Origin of the sequence: Acidovorax sp. SDU_ACID1 (assembly GCF_045291395.1) — a bacterium.
In the GTDB taxonomy this organism is placed as follows: Bacteria; Pseudomonadota; Gammaproteobacteria; order Burkholderiales; family Burkholderiaceae_C; genus MR-S7.
Map to the genome: position 1 here is coordinate 4,390,133 of NZ_CP152342.1, position 22,541 is coordinate 4,412,673.

Genomic DNA, 22,541 nt, shown 5'->3' on the forward strand with positions numbered 1-22,541 from the left:
CTGTTTTGATAGCTGCCTGCGCTTGCTGGACAAGCGCTAGAGGCCGATTTCATTCGCAACGCCAAGAAAAGCGGCCAATCCGGCCGCCACGCGTGTCAAGCCTTTCGGACCCAACCATCACCAACCATCCGAGGGCACATGCACCACCACCCGTCCCGCGCTCGCGGCACCACCTTCGCCACGCAACTGCTCTGCGCCAGCCTGGCGGCCTTCGCGGCCCTGCCGCACAATGCATCGGCCCAGCCGGCCGCAACGACGGCTGTCCGCAGCTACGCCATTCCCGCCGGGCCGCTCGGCCCCGCGCTCAACCAGTGGGGGCGGGAGTCGGGCACGCTGATCACCTTTGCGCCGGAACTCGTGGCGGGCGAGCGGACCCGGGGCGCCAGCGGCAGCCTGTCCACCCGGCAGGCACTGGATGCGCTGCTGGCGGGCACGGGCCTGTCGGCCTCCGCCGGCCCGCAAGGCGCCTATGTGCTGCGGCGCATACCGCAAACCCCTGCGCCAGAAGCCGGGCCCCATGTCCAACTGGCCGAAGTCCGGGTCGTCGCGCAGGCCGAGGCAACCACCGAGGGCAGCGGCTCCTATGCCCCGGCCGGCCCCAGCGGCACGGCAACCGGCCTGCGTCTGGCGCTGCGCGAAACCCCGCAGTCGGTCACCACGGTCACCCGCCAGCAGATGGACGACCAGGCGCTGCACAGCGTCCAAGAGGTTCTGGAACAAACCGTGGGCGTCCACATGGACCAGTCCGACAGCGAGCGTGCCTACCCCACCATTCGCGGCTTCTCGGTTCCGTCGCTGCAACTCGATGGCGCGCCCCTGCCGACGGGCGACAACCTGTTCGGGTACGCCTACCTGCTGCAGGATGCGGCCGCGTACGACCGCGTGGAAGTGGTGCGCGGCGCGTCCGGCCTGCTCAACGGCGTCGGCACTCCCGCCGGGGCAATCAACCTGGTACGCAAGAAACCCACCCGCACCTTCCAGGCGGCCGTGGAGGCGAACCTGGGCTCCTGGAACCGCTATCGCACCCTGCTGGACATTTCCTCCCCGCTCAACGCGGAAGGCTCGCTGCGCGGCAGGCTGGTCACGGCGTACCAGGACCGCCAGTCCTTCATGGAGCACTACCGCCAGAAGCGCACGGACGTCTACGCCGTGCTGGAAGCCGACCTGGCGCCCACCACGCTGCTCACCGTGGGCGCCGAGCAGGTCACCAGCAATGCCGACGCCCCGAGTTGGGGGCCGCTGCCGCTGTTCCTGCGCGACGGCACGCCCTACGACGCGCCACGCACGCGCAACCCCGGCGTCAAGTGGGGGCGGTTCGACACGACCACGCGCTCCCTCTTCGCCGAGGTGGAGCACCACTTCGGCAACGCCTGGGTCGGGAAGTTCTCGGCCCACCGGCTGGAGAACCACCGGGAGCAGGACTTGGTGTCCGGCGCGTACGACTGGCCCGCGCTCGATGGGTCGGGCGTGCGCGCCAACGTCTCGCAGGGGCCCGACACCAACAAGACGACGGTGCTCAATGCGTCCGCCAGCGGCGGCTTCACGCTCTGGGGGCGCCAGCACCAGGCTCACTTCGGGGCGCACTACTCGGACATCGACGGCCATTCCGATGTCTATTACTCGGCCAGCCGGCCCGGCCGGGCGCTGTACCTGGACATTCCGGACTTCTTCACCTGGGACAACGATTTCGCGCACCCCACGCTGGCGCACTGGGGTTACTGGTACCGCAAGACCCGCCAGGTGGCCGCGCATGGCGCGCTCCAGCTGCGCATCACCGACACCCTGGCCGTCATTCCAGGCGCCCGCCTGACTTCCTACAAGGACAGCAGCCACCGCTATCTGGTGGATGGCGCCTACGCCTGGGGCAGCGCCAAGGAGGAGAAGCGCGTCCTCACGCCCTTCCTGGGCATGGTGTACGACGTGTCTCCCGGCCTTTCGCTCTACGCGAGCTACGCGGAAATCTTCACGCCCCAGACCTTCACCGACGTGAACGGCGACAGGCTGGACCCGATCGTCGGGCGCAACGTCGAGATCGGCGCCAAGGGCGCGCTGCCCGGCAATGCGCTGCAGGGCAGCATCGCATTCTTCAGCACCGAGGAAAGGAACAACGCGGAGTCCGACGGCGACCGCACCACGCCCTCCGGCGACTACGCCTACCGCAATGGCAAGGGCATGCTGTCGCGCGGCGTGGAGGTGGAGATCTCCGGCAAGCTGGCGCCGCACTGGAACATCTATGGCGGCTACACGCTGAAGCGCACCCGGCGCGAAGCCGAGCTGGGGCTGTTCGACTCGGCCCTGCCGCCCAACCACCTGCTGAAGCTGTCCACGGACTACCGGCTCCCGGGCGCCTGGAGCCGGTTGCGTATCGGCGGCGCGCTGAGCTGGCAAAGCCGCATGGAAACCACCAAGACCTTCGGCGGCGTGACGGCAACCCGCGTGCAAGGCGCCTATGCGTTGCTCAACCTCTCCGCCCATTACGACCTGACCCGGCAGACACGGTTGTCGCTCCACATCGACAACGTGCTGGACAAGCACTATTACGCAGGCTTCGGGGGCTACGGCGGCGGCTATTGGGGCGCCCCGCGCAACTTCCTCATGACCTTGCGGCACCAGTTCTGAAACGGCGGCACTGGCGCGGCGTGACACCGGTCCAGGGACGGCCTGGAAGTTGGCGCCACAATCGCCGGATGCTCAGCCTCCAAGACATCCAGGCCGCCGCCGAACGCCTGCGCGGCCACGTGCTGCAAACGCCCTGCGTGGAATCCAAGACGCTCTCCGAGGTCGTAGGCGCGCAGGTGTTCCTCAAGTTCGAGAACCTGCAGTTCACCGCCTCGTTCAAGGAACGCGGCGCGTGCAATCGGCTCGCGCAGCTCTCGCCCGGCGAGCGCGCGCGCGGCGTGGTGGCGATGAGCGCGGGCAACCATGCCCAGGGCGTCGCCTACCACGCGCAGCGCCTGGGCGTGCGCGCGGTGATCGTCATGCCACGCTTCACGCCCGGCGTGAAGGTGGAGCGCACGCGCGGCTTCGGCGCCGAGGTGGTGCTGCACGGCGACACGCTGGAGGAAGCGCGCGCGCATGCCTATCAGCTCGCCGATCAGCAGGGCCTGACCTTCGTGCACCCCTACGACGACGAAGCCATTGCCGCGGGCCAGGGCACGCTGGCGCTGGAGATGCTGCGCGAGCAGCCGGGGCTGGACGTGCTCGTCCTCTCCGTGGGCGGCGGCGGCCTCATCGCGGGCGTGGCCACGGCGGCCAAGGCGCTCAAGCCGGGCATCGAGGTGGTGGGCGTGCAGACGCAGCGCTTTCCGTCCATGGTCAACGCCGTGCAGGGCACGCAGCACCCCATGGGCAATGCCACCATCGCCGAGGGCATTGCCGTGGGCGCGCCGGGCAAGATCACCCAGGAGGTGGTGGCGCGCCTGGTGGACGACCTGCTGCTGGTGGACGAGGGCGACATCGAGCAGGCCGTGCTGATGCTGCTGGAGATCGAGAAGACGCTGGTCGAGGGCGCGGGCGCGGCCGGACTGGCGGCGCTCATCAAGCACCCCGCGCGCTTCGCGGGCAAGCGGGTGGGGCTGGTGCTCTCGGGCGGCAACATCGACCCAATGCTGCTGGCGGCCATCATCGAGCGCGGCATGGTGCGCTCGGGCCGGCTGGCGCGCATCAAGGTCAGCGCGCGCGACATACCGGGCGTGCTGGCGCGCATCACCGCCACCGTGGCCGAAGCGGGCGCCAACATCGAGGAGGTGCACCACCAGCGCGCCTTCACCGTGCTGGCCGCACAGAACGTGGAGATCGAGCTGGTGCTGCAGACGCGCGGCCAGGCCCACGTGCAGCAGGTGCTCGAGCGCCTGCGCGCCGCGGAGATGGAAGCGGCGCTGATGTAGGAAAAGGCCGCTTTTTGCGCCCAAAACCCCGGCGGGGCACACGGCGTTGCAGGAAACCGCCGCACGCTTGGGCACACTGCGGCCCATGCCTTCACGACGCCGTTTCATGCGCTCGCTCGGCCAGGGCGCGGCCCTGGCCCTCCTGAACTGGACCCCGGCCTTCGCCGCCCTCAAGCCCCTGGGCGCGCCCCGCCCGTTCGACTACGCCGCCCTCAAGGGCCAAGCCCGCGCCCTGGCTGCCCGCCCGCACGTGCCGCCCACGGCCCAGCTGCCGCCGCCGGTGGCCGCGCTGGACTGGGACCAGTACCAGGCCCTGCGCTTTCGCGCCGACCACGCGCTGTGGGCCGGCGAGAAGCGCCGCTTCCAGGCGCAGTTCTTCCACCTGGGGCTGTTCTTCAAGCGCCCCGTGCGCCTCTACGAGCTGGCCGACGGCCAGGCGCAGGAACTCGCTTACGACCCTGCGCTGTTCGACTACGGCAAGAGCGGCCTCAAGGCGGACGCGCTGCCGGCGGACCTGGGCTTCGCGGGCTTTCGCCTGAACTTCCACACCGACCCGCTGCGCGACGTGGCGGCCTTCCTGGGCGCGAGCTACTTCCGCGCCGTGGGCGGCGAGTGGCAGTACGGCCTGTCCGCGCGCGGCCTGGCGATCGACACCGGCCTGCCCCGCCCGGAGGAGTTCCCGGACTTCACGGCCTTCTACCTGGAGCGCCCCGCGCCCGGCTCCAACACGGTGGTGGTGCTGGCGCTGCTGGATTCGCCCAGCATCGCGGGCGCCTACCGCTTCGCCATCACGCCGGGCGACACGCTGGTGATGGACGTGGACGCGGCCCTGTACCCGCGCAAGCCCATCGAGCGCCTGGGCCTGGCGCCGTGCACCAGCATGTTCCAGCACGGCGAGAACGACAGGCGCATGGCCAACGACTGGCGCCCGGAGATCCACGATTCCGACGGCCTGGCGATGTGGCGCGGCAACGGCGAGTGGGTCTGGCGCCCGCTCACCAACCCGCCCACGCTGCAGTTCAACGCCTTCGCCGACGAGAACCCCAAGGGCTTCGGCCTGCTGCAGCGCGACCGCGACTTCGACCACTACCAGGACGACGGCGTGTTCTACGAGCGCCGCCCCTCGCTCTGGGTGGAGCCCAAGGAGGATTGGGGCAAGGGCGCGGTCCAGCTCGTGGAGATCCCCACGGTGGACGAAACCTTCGACAACGTGGTGGCCTTCTGGAACCCCGAGCGCAAGCCGCAGGCGGGCGAGGAATGGCTGGTGGGCTACCGCCTCTACTGGGGCGCGGAGGCGCCCGCCCGTCCGCCGCTGGCGCGCTGCGTGGCCACGCGCACCGGCCTGGGCGGCGTGGTGGGGCAGCCGCGCAGGCATTTCTCGTGGCGCTTCGCGGTGGATTTCGCGGGCGAGGCGCTGGCGCGCCTGGGCGAGGGCACGCAAGTGGAGCCCGTCATCACCCTGAGCCGCGGCACGGTGGAGATTCCCTCGGCACGGCCGCTGCACGCCATCGACGGCTGGCGCGCCATGTTCGACGTGCGCCCGCCCGACGAGAGCACCGAGCCCATCACCATCCGCCTGTTCCTGCGCAGCGGCGGCCGGCCGCTGACGGAAACCTGGCTCTACCAGTGGGTGCCGCCTGCGGCGGCCGACCGCAAGCCCTATTGACCCGGGGTGCGCCCGGCGCACGATGCCGCTACACTTGGCACCTCGCCCGAACACACCAACGACACAGGAGATCACCATGGCCCACGACACCACCACCGTCCCCCACGCCGGCGAGGACCATGCCCCCGACGCCGTGGAGTCGGTGGTGCACCTGGTGCCCGTGGTGCTGCCCGCCGTGGGCGCGGCCATGATGCTCCTGCTGGCTTTCATCGCCGTGTACATGGCCTGAAAAAGCCCGCGCGCTGCGTACCGGCCCCGCTCGGCGGGGCTTTTTTACGTCCAGGCCCACCGCATGCATAACCTCATGCTCGTTATGCATAGATTTTCCCCCTGTCCGACAGACAAGCCGGGGGCGGCTTCATAGAATCGTCATCCCAGCCGACCCGCGCATGCTTGCCGCCGCAGCCATGCAGCCTCCGCATCCGCCCGCCGACTGCGTTCAAGCCGTTTTTTCAAAGGCAGCGGCAGGGGTTCGCCCCGCGCAGGCCTCTCGTGTCGTGACCCGGTTCGCTTCCTTTGAAAAGACTGTTTTTCAACTTCAGGAAGCCCCGCGATGAACGCTCCCACCATGCAAGGCCTGGATCTCCAGGCGCCTGCCTACGTCAAGAACGCCAAGCTGATCGCCTGGGTGGCCGACATGGCCGCCCTGTGCAAGCCCGACCGCATCCACTGGTGCGACGGCAGCCAGGAGGAATACGACGCCCTGTGCGCGCAGCTCGTGCAGGCCGGCACCTTCAAGAAGCTCAACCCCGCCAAGCGCCCGGGCAGCTACCTGGCGTGGTCCGACCCGTCGGACGTGGCCCGCGTGGAAGACCGCACCTACATCTGCTCCGAAAAGAAGGAAGACGCCGGCCCCACCAACAACTGGATGGCCCCGGCCGAGATGCGCGCCACGCTGCAGCCGCTGTTCGACGGCTGCATGCGGGGCCGCACCATGTACGTGGTGCCGTTCAGCATGGGGCCGCTCGGCTCGCCCATCGCCCACGTGGGCGTGGAGCTGTCCGACAGCGCCTATGTGGCCGTGAACATGAAGATCATGACCCGCATGGGCCGCGCGGTGTACGACGTGATCGGCACCGACGGCGAGTTCGTGCCCTGCGTGCACACCGTGGGCGCGCCGCTGCAGCCCGGCCAGAAGGACGAGACGAGCTGGCCCTGCAACAAGACCAAGTACATCGTGCACTACCCCGAGACGCGCGAGATCTGGAGCTACGGCTCGGGCTACGGCGGCAACGCGCTGCTGGGTAAGAAGTGCTTCGCGCTGCGCATCGCCTCCACCATGGGCCGCGACCAGGGCTGGCTGGCCGAGCACATGCTGATCCTGGGCGTGACCAACCCCCAGGGCAAGAAGTACCACGTGGCCGCCGCCTTCCCCAGCGCTTGCGGTAAGACCAACTTCTCGATGCTGGTGCCCCCGAAGGCCTTCGAAGGCTGGAAGGTCACCACCATCGGCGACGACATCGCCTGGATCAAGCCCCAGGCCGACGGCAGCCTGCGCGCCATCAACCCCGAGGCCGGCTACTTCGGCGTGGCTCCCGGCACCAACTACCACACCAACCCCAACTGCATGGCCAGCCTGGACAAGGACGTGATCTTCACGAACGTCGCGCTGACCGACGACGGCGACGTGTGGTGGGAAGGCATCGAGAAAGACACCGGCACGCTGCCCGACCACCTGATCGACTGGCAGGGCAAGGACTGGACGCCCCAGATCGCCAAGGAGACCGGCGCCAAGGCCGCCCACCCCAACGCCCGCTTCACCGTGGCCGCCACCAACAACCCGGCGCTGGACGAGGCCTGGGACGACCCGGCCGGCGTGAAGATCGACGCCATCATCTTCGGCGGCCGCCGCTCCACCACCGTGCCGCTGGTGACCGAGGCGCGCGACTGGGTCGAGGGCGTGTACATGGCCGCCACCATGGGCAGCGAGACCACCGCCGCCGCCTTCGGCCAGCAGGGCGTGGTGCGCCGCGACCCGTTCGCCATGCTGCCCTTCATGGGCTACAACATGAGCGACTACTTCCAGCACTGGCTGCAGCTCGGCGCCAAGATCCAGGCGCAGGGCGCCCGGCTGCCGCGCATCTTCACCACCAACTGGTTCCGCAAGAACGCCGAAGGCAAGTTCGTCTGGCCCGGCTACGGCGAGAACATGCGCGTGCTCAAGTGGATGATCGACCGCATCGAGGGCCAGGCCCAGGGCCAGGAAACCGCCTTCGGCATCGCCCCGCAGTACGCCGAGATCAACTGGAGCGGCCTGGACTTCACGCCCGAGCAGTTCCAGAACGTGACCAGCATCGACCAGGCCGCCTGGGCCGACGAGCTGAAGCTGCACACCGAGCACTTCGACAAGCTGGCCTACCACCTGCCCCAGGAACTGCTGTCCACCAAGGACAAGCTGCAACAGCGCCTGGCCGCCTGACCGGCTTCGCCCCCTCCGCCAAGCGGAGGGAGGCTAAAAAAGAGAGCTGCCAGCGCTTGCCCTGCCAGGCTTTCAGGTATTTTTTTACCCGAAAACCTCAGCAGGCAAGCGCTGGCAGCTCTCTTTTTGCGGCGACCCGCTTAGAAGCGGTAGCGGCGCAGATCCTCGACGGCGATGCCGTTCATGGCGCGGCTCAGGTCGGCCATGATGCGCGCGTCGTGCAGGGCGGCGTTCCAGGTCCGCTGGTCCTCGGCGTCGCGGCGGCGGGCCTCGGTCCAGGCGCGGGCGCTGCCGCGCAGCAGGGCGGCGGCACGGCGGGCCGGGGCGGCCAGCAGCGCGAGGGCGGCGAAGGCCACCACCCACAGCACCATCCAGGCGGCGAGCAGGTGGCCGTCGCCCCAGGCGTCGACCACCTGGTTGGCCACCACCACCAGGGCAGACACCACGGCCGCCAGCAGCAGCGAGGCGCCGCCGCGGACGCCGTCGAAGCGGGAGGCCATGTCCTTGAGCGCCGTCGCCGCGCGCTCCACGCGCTCGACGCCGGGGTGGACGTCACGGAAATCGGGGTGGACAAAATGGGTCATGGTTGCAATCCTTCCCAGCCACGTAGGCGAGACTGCCAAGGCCGGTACGAGAATATTAGGGTTTACCCCATATTTATTCCACTTTATATGTTGAATCCCCGTCATTCACATCTGTGATGATTGCGGCGTGGCACCGATCAACTTCCGCACCCTGGACCTGAACCTGCTGCGCGTGTTCGACGAAGTGATGGCCGAGCGCAATCTCACGCGCGCGGCCGAGAAGCTGGCGCTCACCCAGCCAGCCGTCAGCAACGCATTGCGCCGCCTGCGCGAGGTGGTGGGCGACGACCTGCTCGTGCGCAGCGGCCAGGGCGTGGAGCCCACGCCGCGCGCACTGGCGCTGTGGCCCACGGTGCGCCAGGCGCTCGGGCACCTGCAGCAGGCGCTGGCGCCCGGCGCCTTCGACCCCGGCACCGCCAGCACCGCCTTCGTGCTGGCCATGGCCGACGCCACCGGCGCCACGCTGATCCCGCCGCTGGTCGAGATCGTGGAGCGCGAGGCGCCCGGCGTGTCGCTGCGCGTGGTGCCGCTGACCACGCGCGACCCGCGCCGCCTGCTCGACGACGAGACCGCCGACGTGGCCGTAGGCTACTTCCCCGCCGCCATGGCCGACCTCACGGCCCGCGCGCAGACCGACAGCCTGGTGGCCTTCGACAGCATGCGCCTGTACGACGGCGAATACGTCTGCGTGATGCGCCGCGGCCACCCCCTGGCGCACGGCCCGCTGACGCTGGACCAGTACTGCGCCGCACGCCACCTGCTGGTGAGCTTCTCGGGCAAGCCCTTCGGCTTCATCGACGAGGCGCTGGCCGCGCTAGGACGCGACCGGCGCATCGTGCTCACCGTCAACCAGTTCTTCACCGCCGGGCGCGTGGTCGCCGCATCCGACCTGCTCACCGTGCTGCCGCGCCACTTCGTGGGCGTGGCCAGCCTCAAGGACGAGCTGGTCTGGCGTCCCCTGCCCATGCCCATGCCCATCGTCCACGTGGACGCGCTGTGGCACCGCCGCCGCCGGCACGACCCGGCCCACCGCTGGCTGCAGGACGCCCTGGCGCGTTCGGCCCGCCGCACCTTCCACGCCCCGCCCCTGCCGTGAACATCCAGCTGCTGTCCGACCTGCACCTCGAAGCCCATCCGCACTTCAGCCCCAGCCCCGCCGCCGGCGCCGACCTGCTGGTGCTGGCCGGCGACATCGGCTCCTACCAGGCCGGCTCGCGCATCGAGGGCGACGACTTCGGCCTGGCCCGCTTCTCTCCGCTGCCGCAGTACGCCGGCTGGCCCACGCCCGTGGTCTTCGTGCCCGGCAACCACGAATACGACATGCAGGACTTCGACGCCGCGCACGCGCGCCTGCGTCACCTGTGCGACCGGCTCGGCCTGATCTGGCTGGAGCGCGAGAGCGTGGTGCTGCAGGGCGTGCGGCTGGTGGGCACCACGCTGTGGAGCGACTTCGACGCGCTCGCCGACCCCGGCGCCCCCCAGACCGAGCGGATGCGGCGGCGAGACAAGGCCTTCCGCGCGGCCAACTTCTACCTCTCCAAGACCGGCGGCACGCGCCACGGCACGCCCTTCCTGGCCGAAGCCGTGCGCGAGCAGTCACTGCAATGCCAGGCGTGGCTGCGCGAGGCGCTGGCCCAGCCCTTCGACGGGCCCACCGTCGCCGTCACCCATTTCGCGCCCAGCCTGAGAAGCGCCGACCCGCGCTACGGACTGGTGCCCGGCACCGCGGGCTTCTGCAACGCGCTGGACGACCTGCTGCCCCGCGCGCGCCTGTGGCTGCACGGCCACCTGCACGCGCCCAGCGACTACACGGTCCGCGGCACCCGCGCCGACGGCGGCGCCTGGGCCTGCCGCGTGGTCGCCAACCCGCTCGGCTACGCGCGCAAGGGCGAGCAGGCCACCTTCCGGCCGCACTGCATCGTCGCCGTGTGAAACCGTATGATGCTGCCCGGGTGCTGCGCACCCATCGCCGGCACACAGAGCACGCAAAATATGACCCTGGTCAAGACAACAGGCGCGGTCGCGAAGTAGCCTGAACCATCCCCTTACGGAGTCTCGCAATGAACATCCTGCTCGCCGTCGATGGCAGCCCCTACACCAAGAAGATGCTGGCCTACCTGGCCGCCCACGACGAGATGCTGGGCACCTCGCACAGCTACACGGCCATCACCGTCCAGCCCCAGCTGCCCCCGCGCGCGCGCGCCACGCTGGGCAAGGAAGTGCTCGATAAGTACTACGCCGAGGAGTCCGAGAAGGTGCTCGCGCCCGTGGTGAAGTTCCTGGGCCGCCAGGGCGTGCAGCTCAAGACCATCTCCAAGGTGGGCCCCGCCGGCGAGACCATCGCCAAAACCGCCGAGTCCGGCAAATTCGACCTCGTCGTCATGGGCACCCACGGCCACGGCTCGCTGGGCAAGCTGGTGATGGGCTCCGTGAGCACGCAGGTGCTGGCCAACTGCACCGTGCCGGTGCTGCTGGTGCGCTGATCCGCCTGGGCTGGGCCATGCTGCCTCCCACCCAGCCCCTCCCCTCCACCACCTTCTCCACCAGCCAGCTCCCGGGCGAAGACCGCTTCGAGGCGTGGCGCACCAGCATTTCGGTGCTCTTCGACGTGGCCCCGCTGGCGCAGGGCGCGCCGGTCGAGGACTTCCAGGCGCAGGTGGAGGCCGTCCACCTGGGCCAGCTCCTGCTGGGCGACCTGCACTTCGGCGCCCAGCGCTTCGCGCGCAGCCACGCGCGCGCCGCGCACGACGGGCTGGACCATTACCTCGTGCAGTGGTACCGCCAGGGCGGATTCATCGGCCAGCACGGCGATGGTGTCGGCCTGCGCGTGCGCGGCGGCGACGTGGTGGTCTTCGACATGGCCCGCACCCAGCACACCGTGGCGCAGGACTCGCACGTGCTCTCGCTCATCGTGCCGCGCGCGCTGGGCGACGTGGCCTTCGCGGGCGCGGCCAGCCCGCACGGCACCGTGCTGCGCGGCGACAGCGTCTTCGGCGGCCTGCTGGCCGACCACCTCGGAGCGCTGCACCGGCGCCTGCCCGCCATCGGCATGGAGCAGGCCGACGACGTGGTGCGCGCCACCACCCAGATGCTGGCCGCCTGCCTGCGCCCCAGCCAGCGCACGCTGGCCGAGGCCCGCGCCGATGTGCAGGCCGTGACGCTGGAGCGCATCCAGCGCCACATCGCGCGCAACCTGGGCGCGCCGCTCACGCCCGAGGCGCTCTGCCGCGCCTTCGGCCTCTCGCGCCACCGGCTCTACCAGCTCTTCGAGCCGCTGGGCGGCGTGTCACGCTACGTGCAGCAGCGCAGGCTGCAGCGCGCCTTCCAGACCCTGTCCAACCCCGTCTACCGCCACTTGCGCGTGGCCGACGTGGCCGCGCGCCTGGGCTTCGCCAGCGAGGCGCACTTCAGCCGCGCCTTCCGCGCCGCCTTCGGCCATACGCCCAGCGACGTGCGCGCCATGGCCGAGGCCGCCCGCGCCAGCGGACGCAACCCGCCTGCGCTGCCCAGCGCGGCCTCGGTGGAATACGCCGACTGGCTGCTCGGGCTCTGAGCAGACGCCCAGTCAAGCGCCGCGCGAACGCCCGGTCAAGCCGCCGGGGCGCGGCGCCCGCAAGATCGGCCACAGCGCGCATCCATCGGCGCCGAACGCTTCCATAAAGATAGCTTTCAGCGCTTGATACGCAAGCGCTAGCGGGGTTTTTGGACCTCGCCCCTTCGGACCACGTCCATGAAAACCTTTGCCCTTCGGATGGCCTCGCTTCTGCTGACGGCGGCGGCTTCAGTGTCTGCCGGCGCAGTCACGGTGTTCGACAACCTGAATGCGGCCAATGACCCGTGGCTCATCACTTTTACGTCCCAGTACCACACCAACCTGTGGGTGGCCAACCGCATCCCCATCGGCGCCGAGTCGCTGCGCATCAACCAGGTGACGATGGACTTGGACCAGTTCGACGGCTTCGAGGTGCAAGTGTGCGCAACCAGCGCCAGTGCCGACACACCGTTCATGGGTGCCTGCGCCCCCTTCACCCCCGATGCAAGCACTGCGGGCCGGCGCGTGTTCACGGGCAACCGCGTCGTTGCGGCGGGCGACTTCGCCTGGGTGGTGATGCGCAGCACGGGCTGGAGCAAGATTCGCCGCCAGATCACAACCGCCACCAACAACGGGCTGACCTGGTATTCGGGTGCCAGCCACAACCCGAACTGGGTCGCCGAGCCCCAAACGTCCCTCGGCATGGCGGTCAACGGCGCGTCTGTGCAACTCGATGGCGTTTGCGGCAGCGCCAGCGGCAGCACGCCTTTGCGCTACCCGCCCCAGGGGGCCTCGCTGTGCAGCGTAGGTACGGCGAACGGTGTTTGGGGAGAGGAGAACCGCTTTGCCTGGCAGTGCCAGGGCGAATACGGCGGCAACCCGTCGCCGCAATGCTCTGCGCCCCGGGCCCACTTCGTCGCCACCCAGGCCACGGGCGGCGGCGGCATCGAGCCCGGGCGCGAAGTGGCCGCGGGGCAGCAGGCCAGCTTCACGCTCACCATTCCGCCAGGCTACACGGCCCAGGCCAGCGGCTGCGGGGGCGCGCTCTCGGGCAGCACCTACACCACCGCAGCCATTACCGGGCCATGCACCGTCAGCGCCAGCTTCACCCCGCCGCCCGCCAACGGCGCATGCGGCGACACGGCGCCCTCACTCCACTGGCCCACCAGCTTGTGCAGCGCCGGTTCGCCCACCAACCCATTTGCCACGTCCGATGCCTTCCGCTGGAACTGCGCAGGCACCCACGGCGGCGCCACGGCTGCCTGCCAGGCGCCGCGCCAATACACGGTGACAGTCAATATGGATGAGGGCATCGCCAGCGCGCAATGCACCCCCAACCCCGTGGCCTATGGCGTCACCACCGTTTGCACGGCCACGGTATCCGACCCTGTCGCCCGCCCCTTCAGCGGCTGGGGCGGTGCATGCAGCGGCACGGGGGCTTGCATGCCCCTGGTTTTCGGCCCGACCACCGTCTCGGCCCACTCGACACCCATTACCTACGCCATCGCCACCACCTCCACCACCGGCGGCAGTGTGGCGTGCACGCCCAACCCTGTGCCCCGCGGCCAGAATGCAAGCTGCACCGCCACGCCCGATACGGGCTACCACTTCACCGGCTGGGCAGGCGATTGCTCGGGTACGGGCGCATGCCAGTTCACCAACGTGACCAGCCCGCGCAGCGTGAGCGCCACCTTTGCACAAACCACCTACCCCGTCGCCACCCCCACTGCCACCGGCGGCAGCGTGTACTGCACGTCCAACCCCGTGCCCCATGGGCAAGACACGATCTGCATCGCGACACCCGGTGCAGGCCATCACTTCACCCATTGGTCGGGCGATTGCTCAGGCACTGCTACTGCGTGCATGCTCCATAACGTGACCGGGCCGCGCAGCGTGAGCGCCACCTTTGCGCTCAACACCTACGCCATCGGCATCACCCCCGCCGCCGCCAACGGCACGGTCACCTGCGCGCCCAACCCCGTCACCCATGGGCAGGATGCAAGCTGCACCGCCACGCCCGATGCGGGCTACCACTTCACTAACTGGTCGGGCGATTGTGCTGGCGCTGGCAGCAACACCACATGCCAGCTCACCAACGTGGCCGCGTCGCGCACCGTCTCAGCCACATTCACGCCCAACACCCACGCCATCGCTACTCCCGCCGCCGCCAACGGCACGGTCACCTGCGCGCCCAACCCCGTTAACCATGGGCAGGACGCAAGCTGCGCCGCCACGCCCGATGCGGGCTACCACTTCACCGGCTGGTCGGGCGATTGCGAGGGCACCGGTGCGTGCCAGCTCACCAACGTGACCGCGCCGCGCAGCGTGAGCGCCACCTTTGCGCTCAACGCCTATGCCATCAGCACCACCCCCGCCGCCGCGAACGGCACGGTCACCTGCGCACCCAACCCCGTTAACCATGGGCAGAACGCAAGCTGCACCGCCACGCCCGATACGGGCTACCACTTCACCAGTTGGTCGGGCGATTGCTTGGGCACGGGCTCATGCCAGCTCACCAACGTGACCAGCCCGCGCAGCGTTTCGGCCACTTTCACCCACGACCCGGTCGATGCCACCTGCGGCTCGGCGGCCAACGGCGCTGTGGCCTTCAAGCCCGGCGCGAATCTGTGCGCCACGGGCACGCCAGGTGCCGTGCTGTCAGCCAGCGGCCAATACACATGGCAGTGCAGCGGTGAATATGGCGGCGCGGCGCAGCAGTGCAGCGCGCCTTGGCAGGGTGCGGGCGGCGATGGCAATCTGGGTGCGGTGGAGGTGGACGGCGCGAACGGCTGGGAGATCAGCAGCGCCGCCTTTGCCTCCACCCTGCCCGCGCCCTTGCCGCCCCATGTGCGGGCGGTGCACGCACCGCTGGGGCTGGTACTGCGGCGTGTCGCTGGCAATGGCGATGCGCAGGTGACCGTGCGCTTCACTGCGCCTGTGCCCCAGGGTGCCATTTATTTCAAATACGGCCCCAGCCCCGAAGGGCTGGGCTGCACCGGCGCCGCCGCCTGCGCGCAGCCGCACTGGTACGCGCTGCCCGGCGCGCAGTTCGCGCCCGACGGCCTGAGCGTGACCTTCACCCTGGCCGACGGCGGCGCGGGCGACAGCGACGCCGTGCCCGGCCAGATCACCGACCCCGGCCTGCCCGTGCTGCTGGCCGCGCCGCCTGGCGGCGCGCAGGCCATTCCCACGCTGTCGGCCTGGGCGCTGGCGCTGCTCTCGCTGCTGGCGGCGGGCCTGGGCGCGCGGCGGCGCAGGGCGTGAGCGCCGCCGGACGCCCAGTCAAGCGCCGTGCAAACGCCCAGTCAAGCCGCCGGGGCGCGGCGCCCGCAAGATCGCCCGCGTTGCGCTTCCACCCGCGCCGATCGCTTCCATAAAGATAGCTGCCTGCGCTTGATACATAAGCGCTGGAGGCATTTTTCATGCGCAATGACGGTGCAGCGGACGCCCCCCTTACCCCTTTCCATGACAACCCCTGCGTGCCCCCGTATGCACCCCTTCCTGGTCTTCATCAGCCTCGCCGCCGCCTTGCTGGGCAGCGCCGCCCACGCCCAGGTCACGCTCTCGGGCGCTGGCGGCGTGGTCGTCCAGGCCCCCTCGGGGCAGGCCGTGACCCGCTTCGGCAACGACGGCACGGTCGCCATTCCCGCGCTGGGTGCGGCGGGCTTCGTGCGGGCCGATGCGCAGGGCGTGCTGTCCGCCGATCCGAATGGGCCCGTGGGGCCGCAGGGCCCGCGGGGGCGCCAGGAGCCCAGGGCGCGGCGGGCGCGCAAGGCCCGGCAGGGCCGCAAGGGCTTGCGGGAGCCACGGGGCCGACAGGCCCTGCCGGTGCCACGGGGCCACAAGGCGCCAAAGGCGAGACCGGCGCCACAGGAGGCCAGGGACCGAAGGGTGACAAAGGCGATACGGGCGAGACCGGCCCGCAAGGCCCGGCAGGCTTCTCGGGCCTGGAGGTGATGGAGTATGAGATTGAAGCCCCCAAGCAGGCAGGCGCGTACATGAACATCTACGCCAAATGCCCCGCTGGCAAGCAAGCCATTGCCGGCGGCTGTACGACGAACAACCATGACGCCCGACTGGTCACGTGCGCGCCCACCTATGTGGATGGTTTCACCGCTCCCAAGACCTACTACGGCTGGATAGCCAAGTTCGCCCCGCCGGCCTCTGGCGACTGGCAAGGCGCCACGGGCACCCTCTACATCACCTGCGTCAACAAGTAAGACCATGCAAGCCACCCCCTTGCCAGCGCTTGCCTGGAAAGCACACGTAGCTATCAAAAACGGAGTCATTCACGTTTACGCGCCAGTCTGGCCGCGCTGCTGATGGCCGGCGCGGCAGGCGCGCAGGCAGCGGCGTTCACCGTGGGCTCCGGGGGTGGGGCGTACCACGGCACGATCGACCTGGCCTGCGATGACCTGGAGGTGAATGGCCCCCTGGACGCTGCGGGCGCCACCTTCACCGGCGTGGGCCGCGTGCGCATTGGCGCGGCGGGCTCCATCGCAGCAGCAGGCGCGCGCATCGAGGTGGGTGCGGGATGGCACAACGCAGCCGGCCCGAGCGGCTTCACCGGCGCAAGCAGCACCGTGGCCCTGGTGGGCCGCTGCAGCATTGGCAACGCCACAGACATCACCGGCAGCACCACCTTCGACACCCTGAGCGCTGCGCAGGCGGGGCAGACGCTGCACCTGGCCGCAGGCAGCGAACAACAGGTGACCGGCACGCTCACGTTGGGCAACGTGACGCTATGGGGCCAAGGCGGCGCCGCATTTCTCACGCTGCTGCCTGGCGGCGTGCAGCAGATCGGCGCCGTGAGCGTGTCGGGCGTGGACGCCTCGCGCGGCCAACGGCTGGCTCCCACCGGCCAGAACGGCCCCGGAGGCGGCAACGCGCCAGGCTGGTTTGCGCTGGCTCCCGCGCCGGGCGCCGTGCCGGTGCCCTCGCTGGGTGCCTGGAGCCTGCTGCTGCTGTCCGCGCTGACGGGCCTGCTGGGCTGGCGGCGCAAGTACCTCTGCATTCATCCGTGAGCGATCCATGCCAAACCAACTGCATCTCCTGTGCGCTGCCCTGATGGCGGCCAGTGCCGCGCAAGCGCAAGTCACCCTGTCGGGCGCGAGTGGCGTACACATCCAGTCCCACACCACCGGGCAGGCCATCGCCGGCTTTGGCAACGACGGCAAGATCGCCATGCCCCAGCTCGGCGCCGCGGGCTTCGTGCGGGCGGACGCGCAGGGCGTGCTGTCGGTCGATCCGGCCGGGCCGGTGGGGCCCGCGGGGCCCGCGGGGCCGAAGGGCGATACCGGCGCCACGGGTGCAACGGGCGCAACGGGTGCAACGGGTGCAACGGGCGCGCAAGGCCCTGCCGGTGCCGCCGGCGCGAACGGCCTGCAAGGCCCTGCCGGTGCCGCCGGCCCTGCGGGGCCCGCTGGACCCCAGGGCGACCCCGGCCCGCAAGGCCCCGCCGGCCCCAAGGGCGATACCGGTCCCGCCGGGCCGCAAGGCGCCGTGGCTGGCGTGACCTTCATGCGGCACGGCTGCTTTTCGGTGCAGGACGACCCTACCGGCAACACCTGGGGCATAGCCACACTGATCAGCGGTGCGGACTACACCGTGAACCCCGCCTATGACAACACGACCGGCAACCCCGCCTACTTCATCGTGTTCGGCACGCCGCCGGGCGGCCTCGACTCCACCGTTGTGCTGGATGTGCGCAACGGCACCACGGGCCGCCCCCTTTCAGCCACCGTCCAGCGCGGCCACGCCATCGACCTGATGGTGGCCTTGAAGGAGCCGTCCGTGCCGGGCCAGGGTGTGAGCGTCTGCTTCACGCTGATGCGGTGAGGCCCCGCGCGCTCTTTCCTGCTTTGTTTTTGATAGCTGGCCGTGCTTTCGCAGCAAGCGCCAGCGGCCTTTTTCATTGATTTCCCATCTGCCAAGAACCTGCCATGAAACGGACTCTCTACCCCCTTCGCTCCGCAGCCGCCCTGCTGGCCGCCACCGCTTGCTGCGCGCCCGCCGCCTGGGCCCAGGCGCAGCCCCCGGTAGGCACCATCACCTACGCCCTGGCCGGCGCGGCCCAACCGGTACCCACGCTGACGCAATGGGGCGTGCTGCTGCTTTCGCTGCTGCTGGCGCCGCTGGCCTGGCGCGCGGCGCGCGGACGCCTGACCTGCCTGGCGCTGGCCGGGCCGGGGCTGCTGGCCGCCGCGCTGCTGCTGGCGGCGGGCTGGAGCGAGCGGGCGCAGGCGCTGCCCCTGGCGATGGGCGACGTGCTGCTGGACAACCCTGCCGGAGGGTCGGCGGACATCCCCTACCACGTCGCGCTGGACACCCCTTTCGCCGACTTCATGTACCAGTACGAGGTGGGCAACGCCACCGGCCAGCCGCTGCGCATCACGGGCATCACCCTCACGCCGGCGCACACCGACCGGGCGCCCATGGACACGCCGCGCTGCACGGCCGGACTGGTGCTGGCGCCCGGCGAAGGCTGCTATCTGCTGGTGAGCAAGCCGCACTGAGCGGTGGCCAGGCCCTGCAGGCAGGTGTCCATGGCCCAGTCGATGATCTGCGCGTCCGCGTGGCCGCGCTCGCGCAGCAGGCCCGGAAGCGGGTCGGCCGAGCGCGCCAGCAGCACGCACAGCGCCACCTCGGCCGGCAGGTCACACCGCAGATGGCGCGCGGCCTGGGCCTCGGCGATCCAGCCGAGCGCACGGGCGTGCACCTCGCGCATGGCCGCCTGGTAGGGCGCGCAGTCGCGCAGCGCCTGGGCCAGGGCGGAGTTGCGGCCGGGCAGCAACGGGGTCTCGTCGCCGAGCTGCAGCTCCAGCAGGCAGCGCAGCAGCGCGCGCAGGCGCTCCATGGCGGGCAGGCCAGCGGGCAGCTCGGCCACGAAGCGCTGCAGGCGCTCCACCGCGCGCAGCATGGCGGCGGTGCACAGGTCGTCCTTGCCGGCGAAGTGCTTGTACAGGCTGGCCTTGGCGATGCCCACAGCGGCGGCCACCTCGTCCACGGTCATGGACTCGAAGCCTTTCTCGCCCAGCAGCCGGCTGGCGGCCTGGACGATGGCGTCCTCGCGCGCCTGGTGCATTTGCGCCTTGAAGGAGGGGCGCGGCGGCTGCGGCAGGTTCATGCGGCGCATGTTAAGCCGCGGGCGCATAACCCCAGAAGCCCCACAGTTCAGCCGGATAGCGACCGCGCGGCGGCGGTGGTGAGCGCGTCGGCCAGTGCGTCGAGCACCTGCGACTCCAGGTTCCACGAGTGCCAGTAGAGCTGCACCGGCAGGCTGTGGCCGGGCGCCAGGTCGACGAGCCGGCCCTCGGCCAGCAGCGGCCGCGCGAGCAGCTCGGGCACCACGCTCACGCCCCAGCCGGCCACCACGGCGCGCACCTGGCCTTCGGAGCTGGGCACGAAGACGCGGCTGAGGGCCGCGCGCTTGAGGCCGAAGGTGCGCATGACGAATTCGGCCTGCATGTCGTCCTTGCGGTTGAAGGAGACGAAGGAGACGCTGCGGAAGTTGTGCGCCGTGAGCCCTTGCGGCAGGTGGCGGCGCGCCAGCCCGGGCGCGGCCACGGCCACGTAGCGCATGGCGCCCAGGGGCACCACGCGGCAGCCGCGCAGCGCGTTCTTGAGCGTGGTCACGCAGCCCAGCACCTGGCCGGAGCGCAGCCATTCCTGGGTGAAGTCCTGGTCGTCCGCGATGATCTCCAGCGGCAGGCGCTGTCGCACCAGGTCGCCCAGGGCGTCCAGCGCCCAGGTGGCGATGCTGTCGGCGTTGATGGCGATGGCGATGCGCTCGTCCTCGCGCACGCCGCCGGGCGCGCTGGGCGCGAGGTCCTGCAGGTCGCGGTCCAGGTCGGCACGCAGCAGGCGCAGCTGCTTGGTGTGCTTGAGCAGCAGTTGCCCCGCGTTCGTGGGCCGCAGCGGGCGGCTGCGCACGATGAGCACCGAGCCCACCTGCGCCTCCAGCGCGCGCAGGCGCTGCGACACGGCGGACTGGGTGATGTGCAGGCGCCGCGCGGCGCGCTCGAAGCCGCCCTCCTCGACGATGGCGGCCAGGCATTCCAAAGCGGCGGGATCGAAGGTGCTCATGGCCGTGGATTATTAGCGCAACTGATGTTTTTGGAGGAACGTTAATTACGCTTTTGTTTCCGCACGGCCCGCAGCACACTGCGCGCCATGAACACCATCGTCCTGGGCGCCGGCATCATCGGCATTTCCACCGCCTGGCATCTGCGCGAGCGCGGGCATGAAGTCACCGTCATCGACCGCCAGCCCGGTGCGGCGCTGGAGACCAGCTTCGCCAACGCGGCGCAGATCTCGGTGAGCTATTGCGAGCCCTGGGCCAACCGCTCGGCGCCGTGGAAGGCGCTCAAGTGGATGTTCGACAAGGAAGCGCCGCTGCTCTTTCGCCCCCGGATGGACTGGGACCAGTGGCGCTGGTGCCTGCGGTTCCTGGCGCAATGCAACGATGCGGCCTTCGCGCGCAACGTGCAGCAGATCGTGGCGCTGGGCGCCTACAGCCACGCCGCGCTCAAGGACATGGTGCGCGCCACGGGCATCGAGTACCACCGGCTGGAGCGCGGCATCGCCCACTTCTACACCGACCAGAAATCCTTCGACGACGCGGGCCACGCCGTGGAGCTGATGCGCCGCTTCGGCGTGCAGCGGCGCATCGTCAGCAAGGACGAGCTGCTCCAGATCGAACCCGCATTCCGCGCCTACGGCGACCGCATCACCGGCGGCACCTACACCAGCACCGACGAGAGCGGCGACGCGCGCGTGTTCACCCAGCAGCTCGCGCAGCGCTGCGCCGAGCGCGGCGTGCGCTTCCTCTACGGCCACGACGTGCTGCGCCTGAACCGCGTGGGGGATGCTATCGAATCGGTAGCTGTTCGCGCTCGCGGGACAAGCGCTGGAGGCCAAAAAGACCAGATATTGAAGGCCGACGCCGTCGTCGTCGCCTGCGGCAGCTACAGCGCGCCGCTGCTGCGCACCGTGGGCGTCGACCTGCCCATCTACCCCGGCAAGGGCTACAGCGCCACCTTCCCTCTTCTGAAGCCCGAGGGCGCGCCCATGGTCTCCACCATCGACGACGGCAAGAAGATCGCCATGAGCCGCCTGGGCGGCTTCCTGCGCGTGGCGGGCACCATCGAGCTGGGCGGCTGGGACCTGTCGCTGGACAGCCCCCTGGCCCGCGCGCGCTGCCACATGCTGTCGCGCCGCATCGAGCAGATCCTGCCCGGCGTATGCGACACGCGCACGCCCGAGGAAGGCGGCAACCCGCAGTACTGGACCGGCCTGCGCCCGGCCACGCCCACCAACATCCCCTTCATCGGCCGCACGCGCCTGGGCGGCCTGTGGGTGAACGCGGGCCACGGCACGCTGGGCTGGACGCACGGCGCAGGCTCGGGCAAGGCCATGGCCGAGCTGATCAGCGGCGAGCGGCCGGCGATGGATTTCCGGTTCCTGGGCGACGGCGCGGCCCGTCAGGGCGCCAATCCTCTTTCGATAGCAGCTCGCGCTTGATGGGCGGGCGCTAGCGCCCGTTTTGACCCCTCATCAGTGCAGCACGCGCCCCGGCTGGGCCAGGAAGTCCAGCAGCGCGCCCTCGAAGGCCTCGGGGTTCTCGAGCTGCGGCCAATGGCCCACGCCGGGCAGCATCACAGCGCGCGCATCGGGCAGCACGTGGGCCAGGGCCAGCAGGGCCTCGGGCGGCGTGCAGCGGTCCAGAGCGCCGCCCACCAGCAGCGTGGGCACATGCAATTGCGCCAGCGCGGACGCACTGCGCGCGAATTCCGGCAGCGCCTGCAGCGCGCGGCGGTAGGTGGCCGGGTGCACGCGGCCCATGGCGTGGTGCACCAGCCGCAGCCCTTCGGGCAGCGCGGCCGGGCCGGCATCGCGCGGCACGATGCGCTCGGCGATGCGTGCCATGTCCAGCCCTTCGCCCAGCGCTGCCAGGCGCGGCGCCACCCAGGCGGCGGTGGCGGCCGCATCCAGCGCCGGGCCGCCCGCGCAGAGCGCGAGACGCTGCACGCGCTCAGGCGCGCGCAGCGCCACCTCCAGTGCCAGCATGGCGCCCAGGCCATGGCCCACGAGCGTCACCGCGCCGCACTGCAGCGCGTCGAGCAGCAGCAGGCAGCGCTGGGCCAGGCCCTTGAAGCCGTAGGGCTCCACCGGCGCGCTGCGACCGTAGCCCGGCATGTCCCAGGCCACGGCGCGGTAGCCGGCGCAGGCCAGGGTTTCGAGCTGGGGCGCGAAGCTGAGGTGGTCGCCGTCGGCGTCGTGCAGCAGCACGACGGTGGGGCCGGAGCCCAGGAGGGAAAAGCTGGGAAGAAGAGACATGGAAGCGCCTGGGGCCGTGCGGCCGGGGCCGCTGCAGGCTTGCGCCCGCCAGCCGATAATAGCCCTCCCTTCGCCCGCTCCGGAGCGCGCCGCGCTCCGTGCCTCAGTGAACAGC

Annotated in this window: 20 protein-coding genes; 16 read left to right on the plus strand and 4 right to left on the minus strand. The window is 70.4% G+C overall.

Going from position 1 to position 22,541, the window contains the following annotated elements; translation table 11 throughout:
• Positions 1–138: 138 nt before the first annotated feature.
• The 5 genes from AAG689_RS21550 (at position 139) to AAG689_RS21570 (ending at position 7,972) form a co-directional block, all read left to right on the plus strand.
• Positions 139–2,619, plus strand: a complete 2,481-nt coding sequence (locus tag AAG689_RS21550; protein ID WP_406623701.1) for a TonB-dependent siderophore receptor — start codon at positions 139–141, stop codon at positions 2,617–2,619.
• A gap of 68 nt (positions 2,620–2,687) precedes the next feature.
• Positions 2,688–3,887, plus strand: a complete 1,200-nt coding sequence (locus AAG689_RS21555) for a threonine ammonia-lyase (protein ID WP_406623702.1) — start codon at positions 2,688–2,690, stop codon at positions 3,885–3,887.
• A gap of 85 nt (positions 3,888–3,972) precedes the next feature.
• The gene (locus AAG689_RS21560; protein ID WP_406623703.1) at positions 3,973–5,553 is read left to right on the plus strand and encodes a glucan biosynthesis protein; all 1,581 of its coding nucleotides are present in this window, start codon (positions 3,973–3,975) and stop codon (positions 5,551–5,553) included.
• Positions 5,554–5,629: 76 nt separating this feature from the next.
• Entirely contained in the window at positions 5,630–5,782 is a 153-nt protein-coding gene (locus AAG689_RS21565) for a hypothetical protein (RefSeq protein ID WP_020228583.1), read from the plus strand.
• A 324-nt stretch (positions 5,783–6,106) separates the two neighbouring features.
• Positions 6,107–7,972: a phosphoenolpyruvate carboxykinase (GTP) gene (locus AAG689_RS21570; RefSeq protein ID WP_406623704.1), complete on the plus strand. Its 1,866-nt coding sequence runs from the start codon at positions 6,107–6,109 to the stop codon at positions 7,970–7,972.
• 140 nt (positions 7,973–8,112) lie between these two features.
• On the opposite strand, the gene AAG689_RS21575 is transcribed toward AAG689_RS21570, so the two are convergent.
• Positions 8,113–8,556, minus strand: coding sequence for a hypothetical protein (locus AAG689_RS21575; protein ID WP_406623705.1), 444 nt, complete (start codon positions 8,554–8,556; stop codon positions 8,113–8,115).
• Between the two features lie 127 nt (positions 8,557–8,683).
• Here AAG689_RS21575 and AAG689_RS21580 point away from each other — a divergent pair, with 127 nt between their 5' ends.
• From AAG689_RS21580 to AAG689_RS21625, 10 genes are all read left to right on the plus strand, one after another.
• Complete coding sequence (locus AAG689_RS21580) at positions 8,684–9,652, plus strand: LysR family transcriptional regulator (RefSeq protein ID WP_406623706.1); 969 nt, start codon at positions 8,684–8,686, stop codon at positions 9,650–9,652.
• The gene (locus AAG689_RS21585) at positions 9,649–10,488 is read left to right on the plus strand and encodes a metallophosphoesterase (RefSeq protein WP_406623707.1); all 840 of its coding nucleotides are present in this window, start codon (positions 9,649–9,651) and stop codon (positions 10,486–10,488) included. The genes AAG689_RS21580 and AAG689_RS21585 overlap by 4 nt, the downstream gene beginning before the upstream one ends.
• A gap of 128 nt (positions 10,489–10,616) precedes the next feature.
• Complete coding sequence (locus tag AAG689_RS21590; protein ID WP_020228588.1) at positions 10,617–11,039, plus strand: universal stress protein; 423 nt, start codon at positions 10,617–10,619, stop codon at positions 11,037–11,039.
• Positions 11,040–11,056: 17 nt separating this feature from the next.
• Complete coding sequence (locus tag AAG689_RS21595; RefSeq protein ID WP_406623708.1) at positions 11,057–12,109, plus strand: helix-turn-helix domain-containing protein; 1,053 nt, start codon at positions 11,057–11,059, stop codon at positions 12,107–12,109.
• 177 nt (positions 12,110–12,286) lie between these two features.
• Positions 12,287–15,352, plus strand: coding sequence for an IPTL-CTERM sorting domain-containing protein (locus AAG689_RS21600; protein WP_406623709.1), 3,066 nt, complete (start codon positions 12,287–12,289; stop codon positions 15,350–15,352).
• A gap of 201 nt (positions 15,353–15,553) precedes the next feature.
• Complete coding sequence (locus AAG689_RS21605) at positions 15,554–16,045, plus strand: hypothetical protein (protein ID WP_406623710.1); 492 nt, start codon at positions 15,554–15,556, stop codon at positions 16,043–16,045.
• A 41-nt stretch (positions 16,046–16,086) separates the two neighbouring features.
• Positions 16,087–16,308, plus strand: coding sequence for a hypothetical protein (locus tag AAG689_RS21610; protein ID WP_034690766.1), 222 nt, complete (start codon positions 16,087–16,089; stop codon positions 16,306–16,308).
• Positions 16,309–16,410: 102 nt separating this feature from the next.
• On the plus strand, positions 16,411–17,112 hold the full coding sequence (locus tag AAG689_RS21615; protein WP_406623711.1) for an IPTL-CTERM sorting domain-containing protein: 702 nt from the start codon (positions 16,411–16,413) through the stop codon (positions 17,110–17,112).
• Positions 17,113–17,119: 7 nt separating this feature from the next.
• Entirely contained in the window at positions 17,120–17,926 is an 807-nt protein-coding gene (locus AAG689_RS21620) for a hypothetical protein (protein ID WP_406623712.1), read from the plus strand.
• 104 nt (positions 17,927–18,030) lie between these two features.
• Positions 18,031–18,603, plus strand: a complete 573-nt coding sequence (locus AAG689_RS21625; RefSeq protein WP_020228591.1) for a midcut-by-XrtH protein — start codon at positions 18,031–18,033, stop codon at positions 18,601–18,603.
• Here AAG689_RS21625 and AAG689_RS21630 read toward each other — a convergent pair.
• Positions 18,576–19,214 (minus strand): TetR/AcrR family transcriptional regulator, encoded by a 639-nt coding sequence (locus AAG689_RS21630; protein ID WP_406623713.1) that lies wholly within the window; start codon positions 19,212–19,214, stop codon positions 18,576–18,578. The genes AAG689_RS21625 and AAG689_RS21630 overlap by 28 nt on opposite strands.
• A gap of 47 nt (positions 19,215–19,261) precedes the next feature.
• Positions 19,262–20,173: a LysR family transcriptional regulator ArgP gene (locus AAG689_RS21635; protein ID WP_020228593.1), complete on the minus strand. Its 912-nt coding sequence runs from the start codon at positions 20,171–20,173 to the stop codon at positions 19,262–19,264.
• A gap of 87 nt (positions 20,174–20,260) precedes the next feature.
• On the opposite strand from AAG689_RS21635, the gene AAG689_RS21640 reads away from it, so the two are divergent.
• A complete protein-coding gene (locus AAG689_RS21640) occupies positions 20,261–21,610 on the plus strand; it encodes a D-amino acid dehydrogenase (RefSeq protein ID WP_406623714.1) in 1,350 nt (449 codons plus the stop codon).
• A gap of 33 nt (positions 21,611–21,643) precedes the next feature.
• Here the strand turns inward: AAG689_RS21640 and AAG689_RS21645 are convergent, their stop codons facing one another.
• A complete protein-coding gene (locus tag AAG689_RS21645) occupies positions 21,644–22,426 on the minus strand; it encodes an alpha/beta fold hydrolase (RefSeq protein ID WP_406623715.1) in 783 nt (260 codons plus the stop codon).
• Positions 22,427–22,541 lie beyond the last annotated feature (115 nt).

What these genes read in the sequence shown, in the direction of transcription:
- AAG689_RS21630 (WP_406623713.1), bottom strand. Translation starts at nt 19,214, where the DNA reads ATGAACCTGCCGCAGCCGCCGCGCCCCTCCTTCAAGGCGCAAATGCAC.
- AAG689_RS21595 (WP_406623708.1), top strand. Translation starts at nt 11,057, where the DNA reads ATGCTGCCTCCCACCCAGCCCCTCCCCTCCACCACCTTCTCCACCAGC.
- AAG689_RS21555 (WP_406623702.1), top strand. Translation starts at nt 2,688, where the DNA reads ATGCTCAGCCTCCAAGACATCCAGGCCGCCGCCGAACGCCTGCGCGGC.
- AAG689_RS21625 (WP_020228591.1), top strand. Translation starts at nt 18,031, where the DNA reads ATGAAACGGACTCTCTACCCCCTTCGCTCCGCAGCCGCCCTGCTGGCC.
- AAG689_RS21610 (WP_034690766.1), top strand. Translation starts at nt 16,087, where the DNA reads ATGAACATCTACGCCAAATGCCCCGCTGGCAAGCAAGCCATTGCCGGC.
- AAG689_RS21605 (WP_406623710.1), top strand. Translation starts at nt 15,554, where the DNA reads ATGACAACCCCTGCGTGCCCCCGTATGCACCCCTTCCTGGTCTTCATC.
- AAG689_RS21645 (WP_406623715.1), bottom strand. Translation starts at nt 22,426, where the DNA reads ATGTCTCTTCTTCCCAGCTTTTCCCTCCTGGGCTCCGGCCCCACCGTC.
- AAG689_RS21640 (WP_406623714.1), top strand. Translation starts at nt 20,261, where the DNA reads ATGAACACCATCGTCCTGGGCGCCGGCATCATCGGCATTTCCACCGCC.
- AAG689_RS21615 (WP_406623711.1), top strand. Translation starts at nt 16,411, where the DNA reads ATGGCCGGCGCGGCAGGCGCGCAGGCAGCGGCGTTCACCGTGGGCTCC.
- AAG689_RS21570 (WP_406623704.1), top strand. Translation starts at nt 6,107, where the DNA reads ATGAACGCTCCCACCATGCAAGGCCTGGATCTCCAGGCGCCTGCCTAC.
- AAG689_RS21560 (WP_406623703.1), top strand. Translation starts at nt 3,973, where the DNA reads ATGCCTTCACGACGCCGTTTCATGCGCTCGCTCGGCCAGGGCGCGGCC.
- AAG689_RS21565 (WP_020228583.1), top strand. Translation starts at nt 5,630, where the DNA reads ATGGCCCACGACACCACCACCGTCCCCCACGCCGGCGAGGACCATGCC.
- AAG689_RS21620 (WP_406623712.1), top strand. Translation starts at nt 17,120, where the DNA reads ATGCCAAACCAACTGCATCTCCTGTGCGCTGCCCTGATGGCGGCCAGT.
- AAG689_RS21635 (WP_020228593.1), bottom strand. Translation starts at nt 20,173, where the DNA reads ATGAGCACCTTCGATCCCGCCGCTTTGGAATGCCTGGCCGCCATCGTC.
- AAG689_RS21550 (WP_406623701.1), top strand. Translation starts at nt 139, where the DNA reads ATGCACCACCACCCGTCCCGCGCTCGCGGCACCACCTTCGCCACGCAA.
- AAG689_RS21575 (WP_406623705.1), bottom strand. Translation starts at nt 8,556, where the DNA reads ATGACCCATTTTGTCCACCCCGATTTCCGTGACGTCCACCCCGGCGTC.
- AAG689_RS21600 (WP_406623709.1), top strand. Translation starts at nt 12,287, where the DNA reads ATGAAAACCTTTGCCCTTCGGATGGCCTCGCTTCTGCTGACGGCGGCG.
- AAG689_RS21590 (WP_020228588.1), top strand. Translation starts at nt 10,617, where the DNA reads ATGAACATCCTGCTCGCCGTCGATGGCAGCCCCTACACCAAGAAGATG.